At 73.4% G+C, this 23208-nt stretch carries 24 protein-coding genes; 11 read left to right on the top strand and 13 right to left on the bottom strand.

Translation table 11 applies throughout. The features are described 5' to 3' along the window. Window positions 1–162: 162 nt before the first annotated feature. The 4 genes from AB0G16_RS35950 to AB0G16_RS35935 form a co-directional block, all read right to left on the bottom strand. Entirely contained in the window at window positions 163–1161 is a 999-nt protein-coding gene (locus tag AB0G16_RS35950) for an ABC transporter substrate-binding protein (RefSeq protein ID WP_362815118.1), read from the bottom strand. 166 nt (window positions 1162–1327) lie between these two features. Further along, window positions 1328–2359: a LacI family DNA-binding transcriptional regulator gene (locus AB0G16_RS35945; protein WP_362815116.1), complete on the bottom strand. Its 1032-nt coding sequence runs from the start codon at window positions 2357–2359 to the stop codon at window positions 1328–1330. Window positions 2360–2688: 329 nt separating this feature from the next. Continuing rightward, window positions 2689–3255 (bottom strand): histidine phosphatase family protein, encoded by a 567-nt coding sequence (locus AB0G16_RS35940; RefSeq protein WP_362815114.1) that lies wholly within the window; start codon window positions 3253–3255, stop codon window positions 2689–2691. A 50-nt stretch (window positions 3256–3305) separates the two neighbouring features. Continuing rightward, window positions 3306–3911: a helix-turn-helix domain-containing protein gene (locus tag AB0G16_RS35935; RefSeq protein ID WP_362815112.1), complete on the bottom strand. Its 606-nt coding sequence runs from the start codon at window positions 3909–3911 to the stop codon at window positions 3306–3308. Window positions 3912–3998: 87 nt separating this feature from the next. Between AB0G16_RS35935 and AB0G16_RS35930 the strand changes: the two genes are divergently transcribed. After that, the gene (locus tag AB0G16_RS35930; protein ID WP_362815110.1) at window positions 3999–4640 is read left to right on the top strand and encodes an SDR family oxidoreductase; all 642 of its coding nucleotides are present in this window, start codon (window positions 3999–4001) and stop codon (window positions 4638–4640) included. Window positions 4641–4673: 33 nt separating this feature from the next. Here AB0G16_RS35930 and AB0G16_RS35925 read toward each other — a convergent pair whose 3' ends face one another. Continuing rightward, on the bottom strand, window positions 4674–5123 hold the full coding sequence (locus tag AB0G16_RS35925; protein ID WP_362815108.1) for a DUF2243 domain-containing protein: 450 nt from the start codon (window positions 5121–5123) through the stop codon (window positions 4674–4676). A 124-nt stretch (window positions 5124–5247) separates the two neighbouring features. Here AB0G16_RS35925 and AB0G16_RS35920 point away from each other — a divergent pair, with 124 nt between their 5' ends. The 3 genes from AB0G16_RS35920 to AB0G16_RS35910 all read left to right on the top strand — a co-directional run bounded on the left by AB0G16_RS35920 (window position 5248) and on the right by AB0G16_RS35910 (window position 7888). Further along, on the top strand, window positions 5248–6765 hold the full coding sequence (locus AB0G16_RS35920) for an FAD-dependent oxidoreductase (protein ID WP_362815106.1): 1518 nt from the start codon (window positions 5248–5250) through the stop codon (window positions 6763–6765). A 218-nt stretch (window positions 6766–6983) separates the two neighbouring features. After that, window positions 6984–7259, top strand: a complete 276-nt coding sequence (locus AB0G16_RS35915) for a DUF2795 domain-containing protein (RefSeq protein ID WP_362815104.1) — start codon at window positions 6984–6986, stop codon at window positions 7257–7259. Between the two features lie 44 nt (window positions 7260–7303). Then, the gene (locus AB0G16_RS35910) at window positions 7304–7888 is read left to right on the top strand and encodes a hemerythrin domain-containing protein (protein WP_362815102.1); all 585 of its coding nucleotides are present in this window, start codon (window positions 7304–7306) and stop codon (window positions 7886–7888) included. Between the two features lie 190 nt (window positions 7889–8078). Here AB0G16_RS35910 and AB0G16_RS35905 read toward each other — a convergent pair whose 3' ends face one another. The 5 genes from AB0G16_RS35905 to AB0G16_RS35885 form a co-directional block, all read right to left on the bottom strand. After that, the gene (locus AB0G16_RS35905; protein ID WP_362815100.1) at window positions 8079–9254 is read right to left on the bottom strand and encodes a zinc-dependent alcohol dehydrogenase; all 1176 of its coding nucleotides are present in this window, start codon (window positions 9252–9254) and stop codon (window positions 8079–8081) included. Next, window positions 9251–9658 (bottom strand): hypothetical protein, encoded by a 408-nt coding sequence (locus AB0G16_RS35900; protein WP_362815098.1) that lies wholly within the window; start codon window positions 9656–9658, stop codon window positions 9251–9253. Before AB0G16_RS35900 ends, AB0G16_RS35905 begins: the two co-directional genes overlap by 4 nt. Window positions 9659–9809: 151 nt before the next feature. Continuing rightward, window positions 9810–10253 carry a DUF4383 domain-containing protein gene (locus tag AB0G16_RS35895; protein WP_362815096.1) on the bottom strand — a complete coding sequence of 148 codons (444 nt, stop codon included), beginning with the start codon at window positions 10251–10253 and terminating at the stop codon, window positions 9810–9812. A gap of 490 nt (window positions 10254–10743) precedes the next feature. Further along, on the bottom strand, window positions 10744–11850 hold the full coding sequence (locus AB0G16_RS35890) for a methyltransferase domain-containing protein (protein ID WP_362815094.1): 1107 nt from the start codon (window positions 11848–11850) through the stop codon (window positions 10744–10746). 397 nt (window positions 11851–12247) lie between these two features. After that, window positions 12248–13420, bottom strand: a complete 1173-nt coding sequence (locus tag AB0G16_RS35885) for a UDP-N-acetylglucosamine--N-acetylmuramyl-(pentapeptide) pyrophosphoryl-undecaprenol N-acetylglucosamine transferase (RefSeq protein WP_362815092.1) — start codon at window positions 13418–13420, stop codon at window positions 12248–12250. A gap of 227 nt (window positions 13421–13647) precedes the next feature. On the opposite strand from AB0G16_RS35885, the gene AB0G16_RS35880 reads away from it, so the two are divergent. The 5 genes from AB0G16_RS35880 (at window position 13648) to AB0G16_RS35860 (ending at window position 18543) form a co-directional block, all read left to right on the top strand. After that, window positions 13648–14871, top strand: a complete 1224-nt coding sequence (locus AB0G16_RS35880) for a hypothetical protein (protein ID WP_362815090.1) — start codon at window positions 13648–13650, stop codon at window positions 14869–14871. Between the two features lie 67 nt (window positions 14872–14938). Beyond that, a complete protein-coding gene (locus AB0G16_RS35875; RefSeq protein WP_362815088.1) occupies window positions 14939–15784 on the top strand; it encodes an NAD(P)H-binding protein in 846 nt (281 codons plus the stop codon). A gap of 82 nt (window positions 15785–15866) precedes the next feature. Continuing rightward, entirely contained in the window at window positions 15867–16679 is an 813-nt protein-coding gene (locus AB0G16_RS35870; protein WP_362815086.1) for an aminoglycoside 3'-phosphotransferase, read from the top strand. A gap of 60 nt (window positions 16680–16739) precedes the next feature. After that, window positions 16740–17747: a 2-dehydropantoate 2-reductase N-terminal domain-containing protein gene (locus AB0G16_RS35865; RefSeq protein ID WP_362815084.1), complete on the top strand. Its 1008-nt coding sequence runs from the start codon at window positions 16740–16742 to the stop codon at window positions 17745–17747. Between the two features lie 109 nt (window positions 17748–17856). Continuing rightward, window positions 17857–18543, top strand: coding sequence for an alpha/beta hydrolase (locus tag AB0G16_RS35860; RefSeq protein WP_362815082.1), 687 nt, complete (start codon window positions 17857–17859; stop codon window positions 18541–18543). A 54-nt stretch (window positions 18544–18597) separates the two neighbouring features. On the opposite strand, the gene AB0G16_RS35855 is transcribed toward AB0G16_RS35860, so the two are convergent. The 3 genes from AB0G16_RS35855 to AB0G16_RS35845 all read right to left on the bottom strand — a co-directional run bounded on the left by AB0G16_RS35855 (window position 18598) and on the right by AB0G16_RS35845 (window position 21304). Then, a complete protein-coding gene (locus AB0G16_RS35855; protein WP_362815080.1) occupies window positions 18598–19698 on the bottom strand; it encodes a winged helix DNA-binding domain-containing protein in 1101 nt (366 codons plus the stop codon). Between the two features lie 144 nt (window positions 19699–19842). Then, on the bottom strand, window positions 19843–20640 hold the full coding sequence (locus AB0G16_RS35850) for a GNAT family N-acetyltransferase (protein WP_362815078.1): 798 nt from the start codon (window positions 20638–20640) through the stop codon (window positions 19843–19845). Between the two features lie 118 nt (window positions 20641–20758). After that, the gene (locus tag AB0G16_RS35845) at window positions 20759–21304 is read right to left on the bottom strand and encodes an MOSC domain-containing protein (RefSeq protein WP_362815076.1); all 546 of its coding nucleotides are present in this window, start codon (window positions 21302–21304) and stop codon (window positions 20759–20761) included. A 112-nt stretch (window positions 21305–21416) separates the two neighbouring features. Between AB0G16_RS35845 and AB0G16_RS35840 the strand changes: the two genes are divergently transcribed. Further along, on the top strand, window positions 21417–22391 hold the full coding sequence (locus AB0G16_RS35840; RefSeq protein WP_362815074.1) for a tyrosine-type recombinase/integrase: 975 nt from the start codon (window positions 21417–21419) through the stop codon (window positions 22389–22391). A 138-nt stretch (window positions 22392–22529) separates the two neighbouring features. Then, a complete protein-coding gene (locus tag AB0G16_RS35835) occupies window positions 22530–23099 on the top strand; it encodes a hypothetical protein (RefSeq protein ID WP_362815072.1) in 570 nt (189 codons plus the stop codon). Window positions 23100–23208: the final 109 nt, after the last annotated feature.

The following is a 23208-nucleotide window of genomic DNA, read 5'->3' as shown; positions in this document are numbered from 1 at the left end:
GGTGGGGTGCCGGTCCGGCACCCCACCGCCCCCGGCGGTCGACGGTCGTTGGGTACGCGCCCGGGCGGTGGGCCCGTCCGGTACGCGCGCCCGTCCGGTACACCCGGACGTCCGGCGGACCCGGCCCCCCGTCACTCGCGGAGGGCCGGTGTCCCCGGCGGATCAGTACTTGCGGTCGGCCAGGACTTCCTTGGCCTGCTCGGGGGTGAAGGTGGTCTCCTCGGTGAGGACCCGCTTCTCGAGCTGCTCACCCTTCACGGCCTTCTTGACGAGGTCCATGAGTTGCGGGCCGAGCAGCGGGCTGCACTCGGCGATGAAGTTGATCTTCCCATCGGCCAGGGCCTGCATGCCGTCCTTGACCGCGTCGATGGTGATGATCTTGATGTCCTTGCCGGGCACCTTGCCCGCGCCCTCGATCGCCTCGATGGCGCCCAGACCCATGTCGTCGTTGTGCGCGAACAGCACGTCGATGTCCTTGTGGGCCTTGAGGAAGGCCTCCATGACCTCCTTGCCCTTGGCGCGGGTGAAGTCACCGGTCTGCGAAGCGATGATCTGGAACTTGGGGTCGGCCGCGATGACCTCTCCGAAGCCCTTCTTGCGGTCGTTGGCGGGAGCGGAACCCGTGGTGCCCTGGAGCTCGACGATCTTGACCGGCTCCGACTTGCCCTCGTACTCCTTGACCAGCCACTCGCCGGACTTCTTGCCCTCGAGGACGAAGTCGGAGCCGATGAACGTCTGGTAGAGCGAGGTGTCGGTGGAGTCGACCGCCCTGTCGGTCAGGATGACCGGGATCTTGGCGTCCTTGACCTCCTTCAGGACGGTGTCCCAGCCCGACTCGACCACCGGCGAGAAGGCGATCACGTCGACCTTCTGCTGGATGAACGAGCGGATGGCCTTGATCTGGTTCTCCTGCTTCTGCTGGGCGTCGGAGAACTTCAGCTCGATGCCCGCCTCCTTGGCCGCCTCCTGGACGGACTTGGTGTTGGCGGTACGCCAGCCGCTCTCCGCGCCGACCTGCGAGAAGCCGAGCGTGATCGTGTCGGATCCGCCGGCCTCGGAGGAGGCGCCGGTCGTGCCGGACCCTCCACCGCTCGAGCCGCAGGCTGTGAGCACGACGGCCATGAGTCCCGCGGCCAGTACCGCGGGCAATTTCTTGAACATGAACTCTCTCCTGATATGTGAGGGAAGGAGGTTTTCAGATAGGGACGAACTGGTTCCCGGCCACCGTCCGCAACCGGCGAGGGAGGAACCGGTGGGGGAAGGGGACGGCTCGGCGCGAGGGGACGACGGGGCGGAAGGGGATCCGCGGGCGGACGGGGCGGGAGCGTCAGCAGGGTGCGGGACCGCTGCTCTCCCTGACCACCAGCTCGGGTTCCACGATGCGCGGGCCTCCTTCCTCGGCGCCCTGGATACGGTCGATCAGCAGCCGGAAGGCGTGCCGGCCGACCTCTCCGAAGTCCTGCCTGACCGTCGTCAGCGGCGGCCAGAAGTAGGCGGCCTCCGGCACGTCGTCGAAGCCGACCACGCTGACGTCCTCGGGGACGCGCCGGCCCGCCTCGCGCAGGGCCCGCAGCACCCCCAGGGTCATCTGGTCGTTGGCGGCGAAGACGGCCGTGACCGATGGGTCGTCGGCCAGGCGTTTGCCGAGCCGGTAACCGGAGTAGGCGCTCCAGTCCCCGGCCGCCACCTCGGGCACCGGCCGCCCCTCGGCCTCGAGCACCGACCGCCACCCCTCCACCCGCCCCCTGGCGTCGATCCAGTCGGGAGGGCCGGACAGGTGCCAGACGGTCTCGTGCCCGAGGCTCAGCAGATGCCGGGTGGCCCGTACGGCGCCACCGCGCTGGTCGACCATGACCACGGGGACGGGGATGTCGTCCCCGGCGTCCACCGCGACCAGCGGCAGGCCCGGTGAGAGGTGGCGCAGGCCGTCGGCGGCCGACTCGTGCGGCGCGACGACGACGATGCCGTCTACCGACTGCGCGCGCAACCGCTCCACCCCCTCTCCGATCGATCTGCGGTTCAGCGCGGCCAGGCTGGCGACGTTGACCACGTAGTCGTTCTGCCGGGCCGCCTGCTCGATCGCGTAGAGCGTGGAGGCGGGTCCGTACAGGGTGGTGTCGAAACTGACGACACCGAGCACACCCGAGCGGCCCGTGACGAGCTGGCGCGCCGCCGGGTTGGGCCGGTAGCCGAGTTCGCTCACCGCCGCCAGGACGCGCGCCCGGGTCTCGGGACGCACCCTGTCGGGAGCGTTCAGCGCCCGGGACACCGTCATGGCGGAGACCCCGGCGAGCTCGGCGACGTCGTCCAGCACGGCCGGCCTGGTCCGTGCTCTGCCGTCGTCGGCGCTCGATGTCATGGGTCCTCGTCATGTTTCGCTGGGGTTACCAGAGTGTTTGCGATAACACTCGCGGTGTCAATACCGGTGAAGTCACCTTTTGTCGGCAGGTCGGATCCCCCCTCCCAGCCGTAGTTCTTTCCGAATCGTGATGTGCGCGGCCCTTGACGCCCCTTCTGGTAGCGCTAACAATCGGAGCCGCACCCCGGCGCGGAACCCTCACGCGCACCCGCTCACCTCACGTGGCCGCGACACTCACGCGGCCACGTCCCCGGCGCGGATCACCACCCGCGCCCCCGCACACCGAACACCCGGCCGCGGGCCCGCGCGCCGGCGCCCGGCGGCCTCTCCTACGGCCTCTCGCCACCGGCCGGGAAGTCCGCCGGGACCGTGTACTCCCACCCCTCCCGCCAGGCGAACGGGGCGTCCACCAGTTCCTCCAGCCCGCGCCCGCACAGGAGGTGATCCAGTGCCCACCGATTGGCCGAGTGGGAGACGACCAGGACCCGGCGGCCCTCCCAGGCCGCGACCAGGTCGCCGAGGAAGGCGCGGGTCTGTTCCACCACCTGCCGGTAGCTCTGCCCGCCGGGCCAGGGGACGTCGATGTGGCGGGACCGCTCCGTGGCCAGCCGGGCGACCGGCATGCCGTTGAGCTCCCCGTAGTCGCACTCGCGCAGCCGGGCGTCACGGTGGACCGGGACGCCGGAGCCGCCGAAGGCGATCGTGGCGGTCTCGACGGCACGTGCCAGGTCGGAGACGAACACGGCCGCGAGGCCGTCGTCGCGCCGGCGCGCGCCGAGCTCGCGGGCGAGCTCACGGCCCCGGGGCGAGAGGGCTCCGGGAAGCCACCCGGTGGCGATCCCCGCCTCGTTGTCCGTGGTGATCGAATGCGTCTCGTAGACCAGCTCGACGGTCATCGCGGACCCTCCCGTGTCGTTCGCCGTCCTTCTGTCCGGAGGCCCCCACGCTAACGCAGGCCGTCCAGGAGCGTCCGGGTCAGCGCGACGGCGAACTCGTCGACGGGCAGGGCGGCCGGCCCCTGGGGCGGACGGTCCCCGGCGAAGGAGTGCAGGAACGCGCGCTGGAAGCAGGCCCCGAGGAACAGCGCCGCCGCCGCGGCCGGGTCGGCGTCGGACCGCAGCCGCCCGGCCGCGCGCTGCTCGCGCAGGTAGGCGGTCAGCGCGTCGAGCGGCCTGTGCGGGCCGCTGTCGAGTCTCGTCATCTCCTCACCGTGCCGTCGCAGCAGGGCCGGGTCGGAGAACAGGGAGGCCGCGATCGGGAAGCTCGACCCGTAGAACGCCACGGCCTGCCGGGCGACCTCGACCAGCGTCCCCTCGACGTCGTGGCCGTCCGGGCCGCCGCTCTCCAGTTCGGCGACGAGCGGGCCGAACGGGGGCAGGCGTTCCTGCAGGACGAGCACGAACAGCTCCTCCTTGCTCTCGAAGTGCTTGTAGAGGGCGGCCTCCGAGCATCCCGCGGCGCGGGCGATCTCCTTGGTGGTCGTACGGGCCAGGCCGATGGTCCGCATCAGGTGCTCGGCGGCGTCCAGGATGCGGACCCGGGTCGGCTTCATGCAGGGCGCTCCCCCGGAGTTGACGAACGGCGGGTGTTCACCCACCCTACTGGTTAGTGAGTACTCACCAACGTACAGGAGGGCGCCATGAGACTGACCGTCTGCGGAGCGACGGGAGGCACCGGGCGGGAGGTCGTCCGGCAGGCACTGGAGGCCGGGCACGAGGTGACGGCGGTGGTACGCGACCCCGCCCGGCTGCCGGACGGCCTCACCGGCGCGCGGGTCGTGACCGCCGACCTGACCGACCCCCGGGCGCTCCGGTCGGCGGTCGAGGGCCGGGACGCCGTGATCTCCGGTCTCGGCCCGCGTGACCGCGCGCAGGCCCGGGCGGGTGTCGCCGCCCCGGTCACGCGCGTGATCCTGGCGGCACTGGAGGAGTGCGGGGTGCGCCGCCTCGTCGCGGTGAGCGCCGCCCCCCTCGGCGCGTCACCGCCGGGCGACCCCTTCCTCGACCGCCGGATCGTCACCCCGCTGGTGCGAGCCGTCCTGCGCGACGTCTACGCCGACCTGGGGGCGATGGAGCGGGCGATCGCCGAGAGCGGCACCGACTGGACGGTCATGCGGCCACCCCGCCTGCTGAACGGGCCGGTGACCGGCAGGTACCGGACGGCCGTGGGCGCCAACCTTCCCGCCGGCCGTACGGTCGCCCGCTCCGACCTGGCTCACGCGATGCTCGCCGTGCTGGACGACCCCGCCACGGTGGGACGGACGGTCGGGATCGCCTACTGAGCCGGCCGGGCGGCCCGCCCCCGGGCCGGCTCCCTACCCCCGCCGCGCGGGGGAGACGTCCTCGGCGCGGCGGCCGCCGCGGGCGACCAGGTAGCCGACGACCATCAGCAGCACCCCCGAGGCGAGGAACGCCAGGTCGTACAGGAGCTGGTCGGAGCCGTGCTTGACGTGGTGGACGCCCAGGATCTGGTGGTCGATGAGGCCCTCGACGAAATTGAACAGCCCCCATCCCGCGATGATCCAGCCGGTGAGCGCGCGGCCGGAGACGGGGGCGGCGCGGGCCAGCAGGGCGATGCCGCCCAGGACGAGGAAGAGGTTGAACAGGTGGAAGAAGCCGTCTCCCAGCATGTTGACGTGCTCGTCGTCCGGGTACCAGCCGCTGAGCATGTGATGCCAGCCGAGGAGCTGGTGCAGGACGATCCCGTCCACGAAACCGCCGATGCCGAGGCCGAGCACCAGGCCGGCCGATCGAGTCGTTGCCATGGGAGCGGGCCTACCCGGCAACCCGCCTGACATGCCCCGGGATGAGATCCGAGGGGCGGGGCGGGCCTCGTTTGCGCCCCCCACCCCGGGGCACGCACCCGGTATGACCATGGAGTCCTATTGGATGGAATCAGCGCCCGGAGTGCCGTACCCGGTCCTCGATCGTGACCTTCAGGTGGACGTCGCCGTGGTCGGCGGGGGCATCGCCGGCCTGAGCACGGCCTGGGAACTCACCCGGGCGGGCAGGTCGGTGGCCGTCGTCGAGGCGGGCCGGATCGCGGCCGGGGTCACCGGCAACACCACGGCCAAGGTGTCGGCCCTGCACACCCTCGTCTACGCCGACCTCGCCGCCTCCGCCGGGCCGGAGGCGGCCGCCCTCTACGCCCGCTCGCAGCGGGAGGCGATCGCCCATCTCATCGCCACCGCCACCGAACTCGGCGCCGCCTGCGACATCGAGCGGGTCCCCTCCCTCACCTACGTCGAGTCGGCCGACGGCGTCGGCAAGCTGCGGGCGGAGGCGGAGGCCGCCGAACAGGCAGGGCTGCCCGCCTCGTTCGTGACGACGAGCTCGCTGCCCTTCCCCATCGCGGGCGCGGTACGGGTGGAGGACCAGGCCCAGTTCCACCCCCGCGCCTACCTCCTGGCGCTGGCCGAGGCCATGACCGGGCAGGGCGCGCTCATCTTCGAGGGCACGCGCGTGGTCGGCCTGAAGGAGGGCACGCCCTGCCGCCTCACCACGGCCGGCGGGCAGACGATCACGGCGGCGGACGTGGTGGTGGCCACCCACTACCCCGTCTTCGACCGCTCCCTGCTGTTCACCCGCATGGAGCCGCACCGCGAGCTGGTCGTCGCCGCGGCGATCCCGGCCGATCAGGATCCCGGCGGCATGTTCATCACCACCGAGCAGAGCACGCGCTCGGTCCGCACCGCCCCCTACGGGGACGGGCAGCGCCTGCTGATCGTCACCGGCGAGTCGTTCCTGCCCGGTTCCGGCAACGTCGAGGACCGGCTGGAGCGGCTGCGCTCGTGGACCGTCGAGCGCTTCGTCGGGGCCCGCCTCACGCACTGGTGGGCGGCCCAGGACAACGACACGACCGACGGCGTGCCCTTCGTCGGCCCCCTGCACCCCGGTGCCCGGCACGCCTACGTGGCCACCGGGTTCGGTGGCTGGGGCATGAGCAACGGCGTCATGTCGGGCCTGCTGCTGAGCGCGCTGATCACCGGCGGGGAGTCGCCGTGGGCGGGCCTGTACGACCCCCGGCGGCTGCGTCCGGTACGCGAGGCCGGCCCGGCGCTGAAGATGCAGGCGACGGTCGCCCGGCACTTCGTCGGCGACCGCCTGTCCAGCGCCGGTACCGGCGCCCAGGACGTGATCGACCTGCCCGCGGGACAGGGGACCGTGGTCAAGAGGGGCGGCAAGCGCTGTGCCGTCTACCGCGACGAGAACGGGGCCCTGCACGCGGTGTCGGCCATCTGCACCCACCTGGGCTGCGTGGTCGGCTTCAACGAGGCCGAACGCTCCTGGGAGTGCCCGTGCCACGGTTCGCGCTTCGGCGTGGACGGCACCGTCCTGCAGGGGCCGGCGGTGACCCCGCTGGAGCGGGTGGACCTCGGCTCCCCCGGCGGCGAGACGTCCGGCTGAGGCGGCGCGGGCCCCTCGCCCGCGCCGATGTTTGCCCATCGTGAAGAGGGTAAGGGCCTGTTCGCACGACGAAGGAGATCCGTTCGAGAACACGAACCACCAGAACGGAAATCACCGAAAAACGCATCTGAAAAGCAAAAAACGAGCGTTGACGCCCGCCTTGTCCGCTTCCCGGATGAAGCGCGGGAGGGGCTCGTGGTCACATGAAGGAGAGCGACATGGCACCGATCTCACACGCCCCCGGTCACGAGCCGGGCACCCCGCAGGGCATCGACCCGCAGGGCGTGGAGGCACGCAGCGAGCTGGCCCGCTGGATCAGCGGCGCCGGTGTCTTCCCCACCGACCGTGACACCCTGATCGGCCGCGCCCAGGAGCAGGGCGCGCCCGACGCGGTGCTCGGCACCCTGCGCTCACTGCCCGAGCGGACCTACACCAACATGGCGGACGTGGCCGAGACGCTCGGCTACGGCAAGGAGGAGCCCGGCCAGGGCTGAGCGGACACCCACGGCACCCCGTGCCACCGAAGGAGAGGGAGCAGATGACCGACCGTCAGACCGTACCCGAACTGATGGACGAGAAAGACGTGGTGGAGCTGCTGCTGGCGCAGCACTCACTGATCCGCGACCTGTTCGACGAGGTGGAGCGGGCCTCCGCCGAGGACAGGCCCGAGGCGTTCCAGCGTCTGGTGCGGCTGCTCGCGGTGCACGAGACCGCCGAGGAGGAGATCGTGCACCCCTACGCGCGCCGCAAGATCGACGGTGGCGACGCGGTGGTGGACGACCGCCTGGCCGAGGAGAACGAGGCCAAGCAACTGCTCATGACGATGGACAAGGCAGGCGTCGACGATCCGGAGTTCACGGCGAACCTGGCGCTGCTCCGGGGCGCGGTGACGGCCCACGCCCGCAGCGAGGAGCGGTACGAGTTCACCCAGCTGCGCGCCCGGACCAGCCCGGCCGAGCGCCGGGCCATGGCGGTGGGGGTGAAGGCGGCCGAGGCGATCGCGCCGACCCACCCGCACGCGGGCGTGGAGTCGGCGACCAAGAACCTGCTGGTGGGGACCCCGGTGGCGATGATGGACCGGGCCCGCGACGTGATCCGCCAGGCCATGGGCAAGACGGGCTGAGCACACGCGCACGGCGAACGGCCCGCTCCTCCTGAAAGGTGGGGGCGGGCCGTTTCCTCGTCCGGTGGGGCCCCGGAGGGGCGCCCGTCTCGTCCGGCGCGGATGGACGCGAGGGCGGACGGCGGGTGCCGGACCCCCGCGCACGACGAAGGGCCGGTCCCCCGCGACGGCGGACCGGCCCTCCGCGTCCCTACCGGTCCGGGTAGAAGACGGCCCGCACGCAGCCGTCCTCCTTGCGCTTGAACATCTCGTAGCCGCGAGGGCCGTCGTCGAGCCCCATCGGGTGCGTCTCCAGGTGGCTCGCGTCGATCTCGCCCTTGGCCATCCGGTCGAGCAGCATCGGGATGTACCGCTGGCCGTGCTGCTGGCCGCTGCGGATCGTGAGCCCCTTGTTCACCACCGCGCCCATGGGGAACTTGTCGACGAACCCGAGGTAGACGCCGAGCACCGAGACCGTCCCGCCCTTGCGGCAGGCGTGCATGGCCTGGCGCAGCGGCAGGCCGCGGTCGCTCTGCAGCCGCAGGGCCTGCTTGGTCCGGTCGAAGGCGTACTGCGCGCCGGTGCCGTGGCCCTCCATGCCGACCGCCTCGATGCACACGTCCGGGCCGCGCCCGCCGGTCATCTCCTTGAGCGTGCCGAGCAGGTCGGTCCTCTCGTAGTCGATCGTCTCGGCGCCGATCCGCTTCTCGGTCATGGCCAGGCGCTCGGGGAAGCGGTCGATGCCGATGACGCGTTCGGCGCCCATCAGCCTGGCGGCGAGCATGGCCATCTGGCCGACCCCGCCGCAGCCCCACACCGCGACCACGTCACCGGGGCCGACGCCGCCGATGTCGGCGCCCATCCAGCCGGTGGGGACGGCGTCGGAGGCGAACACCGCGTTGGAGTCGCTCACCCCCTCCGGCACGGGGAAGGCGTTGACGTCCACGAACGGCACCCGCACGTACTCGGCGTGGCTGCCGGCGTACCCGCCGAGCGCGTGGGAGTAGGCGAAGATTCCCGCGGTCGCGTGACCGATCATCGACTCCAGGAAGCCGGGGTTGGGGTTGCTGTTGTCACACAGCGAGTACATCTCCTGGCGGCAGTAGTGGCAGCCGCCGCAGCCGATGATGGAGCAGACCACGACGCGCTCGCCGACCCGGCGGTCGCGCACGTCCGGCCCGACCTCGACGATCTCGCCGAGGAACTCGTGGCCGAGGATGTCGCCCGCCATCATGGTCGGCACGTACCCGTCGATCAGGTGCAGGTCGGAACCGCAGGTGGCACTGGCGATGATCTTCACCACCGCGTCGCGCCGGTTGAGCAGGCCGGGGTCCGGGACGGTCTCCACGGACACCTCGTTGACGCCGGTCCAGCAGACGGCCTTCATCGGATCCCCCTCCTCATCAGCCGCTTGGCCCCGGGCAGCACGGTCCGGCCGACCAGGCTCCGGTGGCCCTCGGTCTGGCCCTCGACGCGGAGCACCTCGCCGGTCTCGATCAGCTGCTTGATCGCGCGCAGCCGCTCCCTGGGGGCGCCCTCGGCGGTGCGGATCGCGACCTCGGTCCCGCGGTCCCCCGGGGCCTCGGCGAAGCGCACCTCGTGCTCCTGGACCAGCTTCGCCAGCTCCTGGGGCCGGTCGGGCCCGGTGAGGAACTCCGGTGAGCGTTCGATGGTGAGCGCGTACCACTCGGCGGGGTTCGGCGTGGCCCTGCGGGACAGCACGCGCCGGCCGATCGCCGCGGCGGCGATACCGGCCGACGCCGCGGCCAGGCTCTTGATGAGCGAAGCCATGTCACATTCCCTTCTTCCGATGACGCCTCGTCCGCGCGGGTCCCCGGGGCCGGACGGGCACCCACCGCGCGACGGTGGTGTGCGGGGACACCCCTCCCGGGGGTGTCCCCGCACACCACCGTGACCCCGGCCGGACCGGGGGCCGCGCCCCCTAGTGGTGGGAGGCGTGGTTACGGCGGGAGAGCAGCACGCCCAGGGCGATCATGCCGATGCCGAGGATCAGGTGCAGCCAGTTGTCGGCGCCGTTGAGCGGGACGAAGTTGGCGTCGGTGTCGTGGCCGACGAGCATGCCGTAGACCCACAGCAGCAGGTAGACCACCCCGCCGCCGATGAGGTAGTTACGAGCCCCTCCCCAGGTGCGGGAGAGGACGATGCCGGCGATGCCGAAGAGCAGGTGGACGATGTTGTGCAGGATGGACACCTGGAAGATGCCCAGCAGCAGTGCCTCGGACTCGTGCCCGGCGAACTCCATGCTGTCGTAGTTGGTGGTTATGCCCGGGATGAATCCCAGTACTCCGACCAGCAGGAACACCACCCCGACGGCCAGCGCGGCCTGCTGGAGGCGGGTCTTGCCAGTGCGTGCTGCGGTGCTCATGATCTCTCCTTGGGTGCGGCGTTGCGGCACCCCGTCCCGGAGCGGGACCCGGGAAGGGGGCGCGTGTGGGGGGCGGCCGTGATCTCCATGGGGGCCACGGGGATCACGCCGAGGCCGGCCGGTCGCGGAGCACGCTCTCCCGTGATCGTCGCGGGGCGGCCACGTGAGCCGCGGGCGGCGGTGAGGCCGGCCTCACCGCGCGCCGCGGCGACGTGATCGCCGGCGCCGGGACACGATCTCATCCGGGATCCCTTTCGCGTACGTCGCCAGGGGGCGCGTGTCGTTCTCCTGCCGAGCCGCTCCCGTACCCGGGCGTCGGTTCTCAAACCTGCCCGCACGGGCGGGCGGGGCCGGCCGCCGTCCCGCGCCGGGCACGTTCCAGGGCACGGGCTGGTCAGGGCCACCGTGTCCCGGCCACATCACCATCCGGTAACCCTTCCCCCGGGCCCGGACCGCCCCGGTCCGGGCCCGGGGCGGCCGGTCGGGCCGCTCAGTGGCGGACGGCCGTGAAGAGGGCGTAGCTGATCTGCGGGATCTGGCCGAAGCGCCGGTACATCTCCCTGCGGGCGGTCGGGCGGTCGGCGGCCTCACCGGCCGGGCCGGCCGCGGCGCCCGGGAGAACGTCGTCCACCTGGTCGAACGATCGGCTGATGTTCGCCCATATGTCATGAAAAATCTCGATCTTGAGTCCGGCCTGGTCCATCCGCCGGTAGAGATCATCCGCGGTGGGCAGGAAGCGGACGTCGAAGTCGCGGGCGAAGCGTTCCGTCTCCTCGCCCGGAAGCGGCTCCAGCAGGTACCACTCCCCCACCACGAAACGCCCGCCCGGCCGCAGCACCCGGGTGATCTCGTCCAGGGCCGCCGACGGGTTCTCCAGGTGCGCCAGCGACTCGATGGCGTACGCCGCGTCGAAGGAGTCGTCCTCGAAGGGCAGCCACATCACGTCGGCGAGCTGGAAGTCGGCCTCCCCCACACCCCCGCCGGCCTCCGGGCGGGACCGGGCGAGCCGCACCTGGTACTCGCTGAGCGTGACCCCGGTGACATGGACGTCGCGCGCCGTGGCGATGCGCACGGCGGGCCTGCCGGTGCCCGCGCCCACGTCCAGGACGTGGTCTCCCGGAAGGACCTCCAGCCGCTCGGCCACCAGGTCGGTGAGGCGGTCCGTCGCCTCGCCCGCGGACGCCTCGTCGTACTCGTCGGTCCAGTAACCGGCGTGCAGGTTGCCGCCGGACGCGTCCGCGCGGCCCTCGGGCGCACCGGCCGGGGAGCCGGGGGCACCGGCCCAGGAACCGGACGTGTCCGCCCAGAAGCCGGACACGGTGTCGTGCGCGCCGGAGGTGTCGGCCGGGAAACCGGCCGTGCCGCCCCACACGCCGGACGCGTCCTCACGGGAGCCGGCCGAATCGGCCCACACGTCGGAGGCGTCCTCGCGGGAATCGGCCTTCTCGGCCCACGCGCGGGACGTGCCCGCCCATATGTCGGCCGCATCGGTCGTGCCGGTCGCGCCGGTCGCGCCGGTCGCGCCGTCGTGGGAACCGGTGAGGCGGCCGGGGGTCTCGCCGGTCTCCTCGGGTGAGGATCTCTCCTGCCGGGTCATAGTCCAACCTGCCTCTCAGGGGCGGTCCGCATGAGGTTCCGTGACGGGAAAGGACGGCGCGAGGACGGCGGGGACACCCGGCCCCGGCCGGTCACCCGGCCGTCGACCGGGGCCGGGCGGGCCGTCCGCCCCGGGCCCGGCGGTCTCCGGTCACGGAGCGGGCGCTCGCCGTACCACGTTGCCGGTTTCACCGCACTGCACGTGGTGCGGTCGCCAGATTACTCAGAGCGCACACCGGGAGTTGCGGTACACCCAGGGCATGTTCGGTAAATCTTCGTTCACGGGATAGGGCAGGTCGAAGCGGCGTAGTCCCCTCGGAGGAGGACGCGCGCCGGCCGCGCGGGAACCGCCCGCGAGACCGGCGCGAAGACCGGCCGACCGTCGCGCCGCCGACGCCTCACCGGCCCTTGGCGTCGGCTCCGGCCTCCTCCAGGAGCACGCGGGCGAGCGTGTCGGCGGCGTCGACGCGGCCGAGGGCGCCCGCGGCGGCGGCCATGGCGGCGCGGGCCCGCGGGTCCCTCAGCAGCGCGTCCAGCTCGGCCATCAGGTGCTCGGCGGCGGGGCCGTTCTCCAGCAGCGCGCGGGCGGCGCCCGCCTCGGCCAGGTAGCGGGCGTTCTGGCGCTGCTCGTCGGCGGCGGAGGGCACCAGCGGGATCAGGACGGACGCCTTGCCCACCGCCGTCAGCTCGGCGACGGTCCCGGCGCCGCTGCGCGAGACCACGACGTCGGCGACGGCGAACACGTCGGCCAGTTCCGCGCCGACGTAGGGCACCGGGCGGTAGCGGTCGCGCATCCATCCGGGCAGGGCGTCCGCGGCGCGGGCGAGCTGGTCGATCCAGCCGGGGCCGCACTGGTGGAGCACCTGGGCGCGGCCCAGCAGGTCGGGCAGGATCGTCTCGATCATCGTGTTGATCTGGCGGCTCCCCTGGGCGCCGCCGGTGACGTAGACCACGGGCAGGTCGGGCGAGAGCCCGAAGCGGTGCCGCGCGGCGTCCACGTTGCCGCGCAGCAGCGCGGGCCGGACGGGGTTGCCGGTGACGACGGCCCGGTCGCGCACGGCGGCGGGCAGGTGCTCGATCGAGGAGGGGTGGGTGAGGGCGATCCGCCGGGCGAAGCGCGACAGGATGCGGTTGGCCAGCCCGAGGGAGGTGATCTGCTCGTGCATCACCAGCGGGCGGCCCAGCACCCGGGAGGCCACGCCCAGCGGCACGCAGACGTACCCGCCGGTCGACAGCACCACGTCGGGGCGGTAGCGGGCGGCGATGCCGAAGGCCTGGATCACGCCGACGGGGATGCGGAACATGTCCGCCAGGTTGGTGAGCAGTTCGCGCGGGCTGGGCGACCGCCTGAGCTTGCCCGCCTTGACGGCCCGGAACGCGATGCCGTTCTCGGCCGCGACACGGGCCTCCAGGCCGGTCGCCGTGCCGACCCAGAGCACGTCCAGGTCCAGGCCGCGCGCGGCGGCGTGGTCACGCAGGGCGGCGACGGTGGTCAGCGCGGGATAGGTGTGACCACCGGTCCCGCCTCCGGTGACGAGCAACCGCAGGGTCCGGTGAGGTCCGGCCTCCATGTCTGTCCTTCCTTCGCCGTCACGGCGGCGTTCGCCGTCGCGACGATCGTTCCGAGGGGCTACCGGAGTGCTCCGGAGCCCCGGGCACGGTACCCGAGGCGGCAGCGAAGATCCACTTCGCCCTCCGTCGCGAGACGGTCGCCCCGCGCGTCCTTCCGACACGCCCGCCGTCCGGGGGCGTCGTTCGATCGGCACTGTGCATTCGCCGTGATGAGTACGGTATGTGAATGGATCTGACGGAAGAGCATTTCTTCGGGGCGTCGGAGCGTCTCGGTGACGCACTGGCGATGCTCCGGAAACGGGCCGGGGCGGGTGCGGAGGCTCTCGGCTACTTCGGCGACATCGCGCAGGAGCTGCACGCGATCGGATCCTGGTTGCGGCGCCCGGCCCAGACCCGGGAGTGGCCGCAGCACATCATGCCCCCCGTCTACGGCCTGCTGTTCGCCCAGGCGTGGGAGCTGGCGTTCCCCGACCACGAGCCCCCGGCCTTCCCCGAGGGGGCGGAGCGGACCGAGGCCGGCTGGACCGTGCACCGGGCCACCGTCTGGTTCGGCGACACCTACGTCCCCGGGTGGCTCGACCTGAAGGCGCCGCTGATCGTGATCGGCCACCTGGCGGTGGAGGGGCTGCTCGACGACGGCGACGCCTCCGAGAGCTACCTCGCGGTGGCCGGTGACGTGCGGGCCCGCGCGGTCCACAGCTCGGCGGACCACCTGGTGCTCGGCACCCTGTCGGCGGACGTGGTCTTCTGCTCGGGCAACGACGGCGTCATGGTCACCGGCGGGGACGTCATGGCGGACCTGTTCGTCCCCGCCGAGCACGCCTACGCCCACTACGGCCAGCTGCGGGCCGGGGTCGTGGGCGCCGGCGACCGGGCCGACGTGGTGGCCGAGCGGCTGGCGCCGTGGCTGCCCTCGGGGTACGTCCGCCTCGGCACGCCCGGCGATCCGATCGACAGGTGGCGCGTCCTGCAGGAGGCGGCCGCCGGGCGCTCGCCGATGCTCGCCCAGCCCCGGCCGGTGGTGTTCCCGCCCCCGGCGCTGCTGCTCGCCGCCCTGGCCGCGCCCTCGGGGGTGACCGAGCTGGACCTGTCCGGCAGCCGCCTGCACCGCGTTCCCGAGGACATCTCCGCCCTGACCGCGCTGACCCGGCTGGACCTGGAGCAGACCCCGCTGACCGCCCTGGACGGCATCCAGGGCCTGCGCACCCTGGAGCACCTGTCGGTCAGGAACACCCCGGTGCGGTCGCTGGCGCCGTTGCAGTCGCTCGGCGAGCTGCGCCACCTGGACGTCTCCTACTGCGACGACGTCCAGGACTGGGCCGTCCTGCTGGACCTGCCCGCGCTCGACACGCTCGTCGTGCACGGCTGCACCCTCCCGTCCCTGGTACGCGCGCAGCTCCTCACCAGGCTCGGCGAACGGATCATCGGGCAGGGTCCGCCCCCGGTGTGACGGCCGAAGGCGCGCCCCTGCGGCGCGACGCCGGATTCTGTCGGTGGCGGATGGTTGGGTGGCGGTCATGACTGAGCGACCCATCCTGGTCCTGGGAGCCACCGGATCGACCGGCCGCCGGGTGGCGGCCCTCCTGCGGGCCGCCGGCCATCCGGTGCGCGCCGCCTCCCGCGGCGGCGAGACGCGCTTCGACTGGACCCGGCCGGACACCTGGAGACCCGCCCTGGACGGCGTGTCGAAGATGTATCTCATGGCCCCCCACGAGCAGCCGGTCGACCCCGCCTTCGTGGCGTGCGCGGTGGAGCGGGGCGTGCAGCGCATCGTGCTGCTGTCCAGTGCCGCCATCGAGGCGATGGGCGACGAGCGCCTGATGGCGGCCGAGCGCACGGTCCGCGACTCCGGCACGGCCTGGACCATCCTGCGGCCGAGCTGGTTCGACCAGAACTTCGACGAGGGGATCTTCCGCGAGGCCGTCATGGCCGGTGAGCTCGCGCTCCCGCTGGGCGACCTGCGCCAGGCGTTCGTCGACGCGGACGACATCGCCGCGGTCGCGGTGGCGGCCCTGACGACGACCGGCCACGCCGGCCGGAGGTACGAGCTGACCGGTCCCGCCGCCCTGTCGTTCGCCGAGGCGGTGGCGATCGTCGCCCGCGCGGCCGGCCGGCCGGTGCGCTTCCTGGGGACCGACGAGGCGTATCTCGACGCGCAGGAGGCGATGGGCCGCTCCCGCGCCGAGGCGGCGGGCGAGGTCGAGGCGTTCGCCATGCTGCGCAAGCTCGGCGACGAGCGGCCCGGCGACGTGGTGCGCCGGGTGACCGGGCGCGCCCCCGGGAGCTTCGAGGCGTACGCCGCCGCGGCCGCCGCCCGGGGCGCGTGGCGAGACCGGGCGGCGGCCGGTTCGCGCGGGACCTGAGACCACGACGCCGGCCCGCGACCTCGGGTGAGCGGGAAACCGTTTGCCGCCCGGTCTCGCCCGCTGGGAGGATCACGGATCCATGAGCGGTCCCGTCATCTCCGAGATCCCGACCGGCCCGGTGGCCGTTCCCGGCGCCGTCGCCGTGCTCGCCGGCGGCGACACCGTCACTCCGGTGTGGCGCAACGAGCTCGGCGGGCTGACGTTCCGCCTCGAGGACGGGCACGGCAGCGCCAGATACGTCAAGTGGGTCCCCGCCGGCACCCCGGAGATCGACCTCGCCTCCGAGGCCGAGCGCCTGACCTGGGCGCGGGAATGGGTGACCGTCCCGCGCGTCGTCGAGCACGGCGAGGACGCCGACGGCGCGTGGCTGGTCACCGTGGCGATCCCCGGCCGCCCGGCCGTGGACCCGCGCTGGCGCGCCGACCCCGCGACCGCGGCGGCGGCGATCGGCCGGGGGCTGCGCCTGCTGCACGACACGCTGCCCGTGGAGCGCTGCCCGTTCGACTGGAGCGTCGACCGGCGGCTCGTGAACGCCGACCGGCGCGTCGCCGGCGGCGCAGGAGCGGCCGACCTGTTCCCCGAGCACCGCCACCTCGACCCGGCCGAGGCCCGGGCGCGCATCGGCGAGCCACCCGCGATCGACCGCCTGGTCGTCTGTCACGGCGACGCGTGCGTCCCCAACACGCTGCTGCACGACGACGGCACGTTCGCCGCGCACGTCGACCTCGGCTCGCTCGGGGTGGCCGACCGGTGGGCCGACCTCGCGGTCGCGGCCTGGAGCACGGAGTGGAACTACGGTCCCGGGTACGACGGCGTCGTGTACGACGCCTACGGGATCGCCCCCGACCCGGAGCGCATCACCTACTACCGCCTGCTCTGGGACATGGCGTGACGTCCCGCGCGGTGGGGGGGCCGGTTGGATCCGCGGCGCCGGCTGTGCGAGGGTCGGCCGATGCGATACATCATCATCGGAGCCGGGGCCGTCGGCGGCGCGATCGGCGGGCGGCTCTTCGCCGCCGGCCACGAGGTCGTGCTGGTGGCACGCGGCGCGCACCTCGCGGCCCTGCGTGACGGCGGGCTCCGGCTCGCGGTCCCCGACGGCTCCCTCACGCTGCCGATCCCGGCCGTCGGCGGGCCCGAGGCCGTCGAGCTGCGCCCCGGCGACGTTCTCGTCCTGTCGGTGAAGACCCAGGACAGCACCGCCCTGCTGGAGAGCTGGGCCGGGCGTCCCGTGGCCGGCGGCGGCACCGCCGGCGAGGAGCTCCCGCTGGTCTGCGCGCAGAACGCGGTGGAGAACGAGCGGCTGGCCCTGCGGCGCTTCCGGCACGTGTACGGGATGTGCGTCTGGCTGCCGGCCACGCACCTGGAGCCGGGACGGGTCGCGGCCTTCGGATCGCCGCTGACCGGGATCCTGCACGTCGGGCGCTACCCGTCGGGCACCGACCGGACCGCGGAGCGGATCTCGGCCGACCTGGAGGCGTCGGCGTTCCTCGCCCCGGTCGTCCCCGACGTCATGCGCTGGAAGTACGCCAAGCTGCTGGCCAACCTGCCCAACGCCCTGGAGGCGGTCTGTGAGCCGGTGGAGGGCGAGGAGTCGCGCGGCCTGTACCGGCGGGTGATCGCCGAGGGAAGGGCCGTGCTCGACGCCGCCGGGATCGCCTACACCCCTCCGGAGGAGGAGAGGCGCGTGCGGGGCGACAGGATCCGCCTGCTCGACGTGGAGGGGGCCGAACGGGGCGGCGGGTCGTCCTGGCAGAGCCTGGCCCGGGGCACCGGGTCGATCGAGGCCGACCACCTCAACGGGGAGATCACCCTGCTCGCGCGGCTGCACGGGATCGCGGCACCGGTCAACGAGACCCTCCAGCGGGTGGCGAACGCGTTCGCCCGCGAACGCCGGGCACCGGGGAGCATGTCCGCCTCCGACCTGCTGGACCTCGTCGGCCGTCGGGCCCGGCACTGAGACCGGCTGCGGGACGGACGGTGACACGGAAGGCGACACGGACGGTGACACGGACGGTGACACGGACGGTGACACGAACGGTGGGACGGGTACGCGGAAGGGGACGGGTATGGCGACGTTCGTATTGATCCACGGCGCCGGTGACGTCGGGTGGTACTGGCATCTGGTGGAGGCCGAACTGCGCGCGCGAGGCCATGACACCGTCGCGCCGGATCTGCCGTGCGACGACGACTCCGCGGGCCCGCCCGAGTACGCGGACACGGTGGCCGGCGCGATCGGGGACCGGACCGGCCTGGTCGTCGTCGCGCAGTCGGCCGGCGGCCTCACCGCCCCGCTGCTCTGCGACCGGGTGGCGGTGAGACTGCTCGTCCTGGTCGCGCCCATGATCCCCGCGCCGGGAGAGTCGCCCGCCGACTACTGGGCCGGCACCGGATACGGCGAGGAGGCGCGGGAGCGGTACGACGACACGATCGCCCTGTTCTACCAGGACGTCCCGCCGGAGCTGGCCGCCGAGGCGCTGAGGCGGGGGCGCGACCAGTCCGAGGCCCGGATGGGGGAACCGTCGCCGCTGCGGGCCTGGCCCGACGTCCCCACGCGGGTCCTGATCTGCCGCGACGACCGCCTGTTCCCCGCCGGTTTCCTCCGCCGCGTCACCCGGGAGCGTCTGGGCATCACCCCCGACGAGATCGACGGCGGGCACACCCCCGCGCTGAGCCGCCCGCGCGAGCTCGCGGACCGCCTTGAGGCCTACGCCGCCGAGCAGGGACTCCTCGGCGACCGCCCGCCCGCGTCGTGACGCGCTTCCCGTGCGCCGGGTCCCGGCGCGCGGGGCGACGCCCGGCGCGCCCGCTCAGGCGTCGCGCAGGCGGACGTCGCGGGAGGGCGCCTCCGGGGCGAGGACATCGAGCAGGCGCGCCCCCTCCGCCTCCAGGTCCGCCCGCTCCCGATCGCTCACCGGCGCGAACAGCTCCACCTCCAGGGCCGCCTCCCGCCGCCCCCGCGTCGCCTTCCACATGCCCCGGACGAAGCCGTCGACGAGCACCGTCGCCTTGATGATGCCGTTGACCGTGAAGATCCGCCCCCGGTACTCCTCCGCGCAGATCCGGGTCCTGGTCCGCCGCTCGAACGACAGCAGCGTGCTGTCGTACTCCGGCAGGTAACGGACCGGGGCCGGGGTCTCCGGGTCGGGGCGCCCCGCCTCGGGCAGGTCGAACAGCTCCGCGCCCTCCTCGGTCACGAAGCCCCGCAGGTCCATCTCGCGGACGACCTCCCCCAGCCGGGTCAGGCCCGACCACTGCTGGAGGTCCATCACCGTGGCGGGACCGTAGGCGGCGAGGTAGCGGCGGACCGCCTCCTCCGGCCGGGGCCGCTCCGCCAGGGGCCGGCCCAGCCAGGCCTCGGCGGTGGTGTGGGCGGCCTGCCCGCCCACCCCCCAGATCCCCCGGGGCGGCACCTGGACCAGTGCCAGGGTGTTGCGCACCCCGGCGACCAGGTCGGCGGCCGGGGCCTGCGGCCACCGCTCGCCCAGCAGCGCGCCGAGCTCGCGGAAGGTCAGCGGGCGCTCCTCCACCAGCTTCCGCCCGGTGGCGGCCAGCTCCTCCGGGTCCACCCCGGCCAGGCCCCTGCCGTGCGTCCCGCGCAGGGCCCGTGCCATCACCGGTTCCATCAGCGGGCGCAGGACCAGGCAGTCCTCGGCGGTGACCAGGTGGATGGTGGAACGCATCAGCACCAGCCGGACCACCAGGCGCTCGTCGATCAGCCGGGCGAGGTCGCCGGGGACGAACCCGGCCAGCCGGGTCCACAGCCCGATGTAGGGAGGGTCGGGCGCCTGGGCCTGCATGCCGTACAGGTGTCCGACCGCCTCCAGCGCGGAGAGCCCGGCGCGGGCCAGGAGCAGTTGCCGCTCCAGGGTGGCGCGGTTCAGCGCGCGCCGGTCGAGTACCTCGGGCATACGTTCCTTTCACTGCGGGACGTTCATCGCGTGGCGGTTCGGTGCGAGACGGTCATCGCGTGCCGGCTCGTCGCGTGGCGGCACCCGGCCGAAGGCCCTCTCGGCGGGAGCGTCGGCACCCCGGCGTCACAGGGCACCCGGACCTCACAGGGCCGGCGGCACCCAGACGTACGGCGTGGCCGTGGTGATCGCCTCCATGCCGAGCCTGGCCAGGATCGGGCCGCTGGCGCCGGTGGCGTCGACGCGGACGAAGCGGAACCCCCGCGCCACCGCCAGCTCCGCCCGGTACGACACCATCGCCCGGTAGACACCCCGGCCCCGCCACTCCTTGAGGGTCGAGCCGCCCCACAGCGAGACGAAGTCCGTGCCCTCGTGGAAACGCACCCACGCCGCGCACACCACCTGTCCGTCCGCCTCGGCGACCACCACCGCGCAGGGGTCCCCGGGACCGGCGATCTCGCGCTCCAGCATGCCGGGCAACCAGGCGTGGTCGGCGTTCCAGATCGTCTCCTCCAGCTCGCGGATGCGTTCCAGATCGTCCCGTCCGGCCACCTCCCGCAGCCGCACCCCGGCGGGCGGGGCGTGGGCGCCGGCCGGCTCGGCGACCCGCCCGACGAACAACGTCTCCCGCTCGCGCGGCTCGAAGCCTGCGGCGGCGAGCCGTCCGGGCAGGTCGGCGGGCAGGTCGTAGGCGTGGTACTGCCACTCCACCTCGCGCCCGATCCGGGTGAAGAAGTCCCTCTCACGCGTGATGAGGAGGTCCAGCTCCTCGCCGTCCAGCCCGTCCAGATCGCGGTAGGACAGCAGTCCCTGGCCGTGGCCGTTCGACACGGTCCGCAGCAACGGCCCGATCCGCTTGGCGGTACGGCCCGGTATCGGCCGCCCCCGGAGCTGGTCGTGATATGCCCGTAGGTAGGCGGAGGCCCGCGATGAGGTGTCCATTACGGACAGCCAACCACAGACTCACCGCCGCCGACATGGCGTTCTCCCACCTCCGGGTCGCCCTCCGCGTCACCCGCGACCTGCGCGTCGGCCCCTCCGGGACGGGGGACCGACGACGTCAGACCCGCCTCAGCCGGCGGTGCGGGGGCGCGGGGAGCTCCACCCCGATCGGGTCGCCGGGACGCACCTCTCCCCCGGACACCACCACGCCCATCACCCCGGCCCAGCGGACCCGCTCGCCGTCGGCGTTCAGCGCGGTCATCCGCTGCAGCAGGCCCGTGCGGAAACCCTCGATCTGCCCGCACGGATTGCGCAGCCCGGTCACCTCCACGACGGCCTCCTCCCCCAGCCTCAGCAGCGTCCCCGCGGGCAGCTCCAGCAGGTCGACGCCGCGGGTGGTGATGTTCTCCCCCAGCTCGCAGGCACCCACGGAGAAACCCTCGGCCCGCAGTTCGTCGTGGAACTCGGCGGGGATCAGGTGGACCTGGCGGAGGTTGGGCCGGGTGGGGTCCTGGGCCACGCGCGAGCGGTGCTTCACGGTGACCCCCATGTGCGCGTCCCCCTCCACCCCCAGCCCCTCCAGCAACCGGATCGCGGGCTGGAGGGCCTTGCCGAAGGTGTGGGTGGCACTGCGGCCGACCGCCGTCACTTCCGCGTTCGTCATGCGTCGATACTGCCTCGCCGTACCGGGGTGACGGAACCCCCCTCATGATCGTTCTTGTGTCACGAGGAGCCCTTTACGATGTAGATTCCCCGAGCCCGGTAGGGTCGGCACGGTGAGCGTGCCCGCCGTCCCGGCCTCGCCGAGCCCCGTCCTCGAACCCGCCCGCGACCCCTACCGGGTGTACCTGGACTCGCTGACCAGCGCGGAGTCCCGCCGCACCATGCGCGGCTGCCTCGACAGGCTGGCCGGGCTCGTCTCCGGCGGTGAGGTCTCCTCCGGGGCCGGGCGCCCCTGGCACCTGCTGCGCTACGAGCACACCGTGCGCCTGCGCGCCCTGATGAACGAGCGCGGCTGGTCGCCCTCCTACGTCAACAAGCACCTGGTCGCGCTGCGCAGGGTGCTGCGCGAGGCCTGGCGGCTGGGCCTGATGACCGCCGAGGAGTACCAGCGCGCGGCCGACCTGCCGACCGTCGAGCACACCCGGCTGCCCACCGGCCAGCACGTCCCGCCGGAGGTGGTGGGCGCCGCGCTCGCCGCGTGCGACCGCGACGACTCCCCGGCCGGGGTCCGGGACGCGGCCCTGCTCGCGGCGCTGTACTCCACCGGCTGCCGCCGCGCCGAGATCGCCGGGCTCGCCCTGGGCGACTACGACCCGGGGTCGCGCTCGCTGCGGGTACGCGGCAAGCGCGACAAGGAACGGCTGGTCTACCTCACCGCCGAGGCGGTGGCCAGGATGGAACGCTGGCTCGCCGTACGGGGACGTCCCGCCGGCGCCCTGTTCTGCCCGATCAGCAGGCTCGGCCGGTTGCGGACCCGGGACGGCGGGCCCGCCCCGATGACCGGGCAGGCCGTCGCCGACATCCTGGCCAGGCGCCTGGCCCAGGCGGGGGCGGCGACCCGCACCCCGCACGACTTCCGGCGCACCTTCATCGGGGAACTGCTGGACGCCGGGGTGGACCTGGCCACCGCGCAGGCCCTCGTCGGCCACTCCTCCCCCGCGACCACGGCGCGTTACGACCGGCGCCCCGAACGCCGCCGGCGCGAGGCGGTCGACAGGATCACCCTGCCGGCCTCCAGGCCGCTCTGAGCGCCGACGCCAGGCCGCGTTCGGGACGCGTCCCGAACGCGTCCCGAACGCGTCCCGGGCGGCGACCGGTCCCGGATCGGTTCCGGATCTCACCATGGTCCGCCGGGTACGCCGTAACTGTCGGTGGCGACCTTTACCATGAGCCATCTGAAGGAGGGATGGCCGCTCATGGTGGACGCGCTCAGGGTTTCGCTGCTGGTCACGACCGATCTACCGCCCGACACCGACCTGACGGAGTTCGGGGAGTTGCTGGTCGATTCGGTGCGCACGCTGCAGCGGGGCGAGGTGACCTACCCCGCGCTGCTGCGCGGCGGGGTGTTCTGGCTGGACCGGCCGCTGCCGCCGCCGGACGACGACGGGCTCTCCGTCGCGGTGACCGAGGAGCTGCGGTTCGCGGCGCTGCTGGGCCACCTGTCGGCCGCCCACCCGCCGGGCTCGGCCAAGGAGACGGTGGCCGACGCCGGTCGGGCGATCACCGCCGCCGTCGCCGCCCGGTACGGCGACCTGGGCAGCCCGCCCGCCGTGATGGCGATCCGCGGCGAGGACGTGCGCGAGCGCACCCCGGAGTCGGCCGTCCGCGTCGGCCCCGGGGCCTCCACCGAGCCCGCGCCGCCCGTCCCGCCCGCGCCACCCACGCCGCTCGCTCCGCACGGGGAGCCCGTCCCGCCCGCGCAGTCCGTACCGCGCGCGAAGGCACGGACGGCCTGATCTCGCGAGGAGTGCCGGAAGCGTCGTAGATCACTCATCAGGGGAACATGGTTCGTGCGGTTCGGCTGGAACCCTCACCTCTCGGCCCGGTGGTGTACGGCCCGCGATC

The organism is Streptosporangium sp. NPDC023615 (assembly GCF_040640155.1).
Lineage (GTDB): Bacteria > Actinomycetota > Actinomycetes > Streptosporangiales > Streptosporangiaceae > Streptosporangium.
Note: the sequence above shows the minus strand (reverse complement) of the source record. Positions and strands in the feature narration are given on the sequence as shown.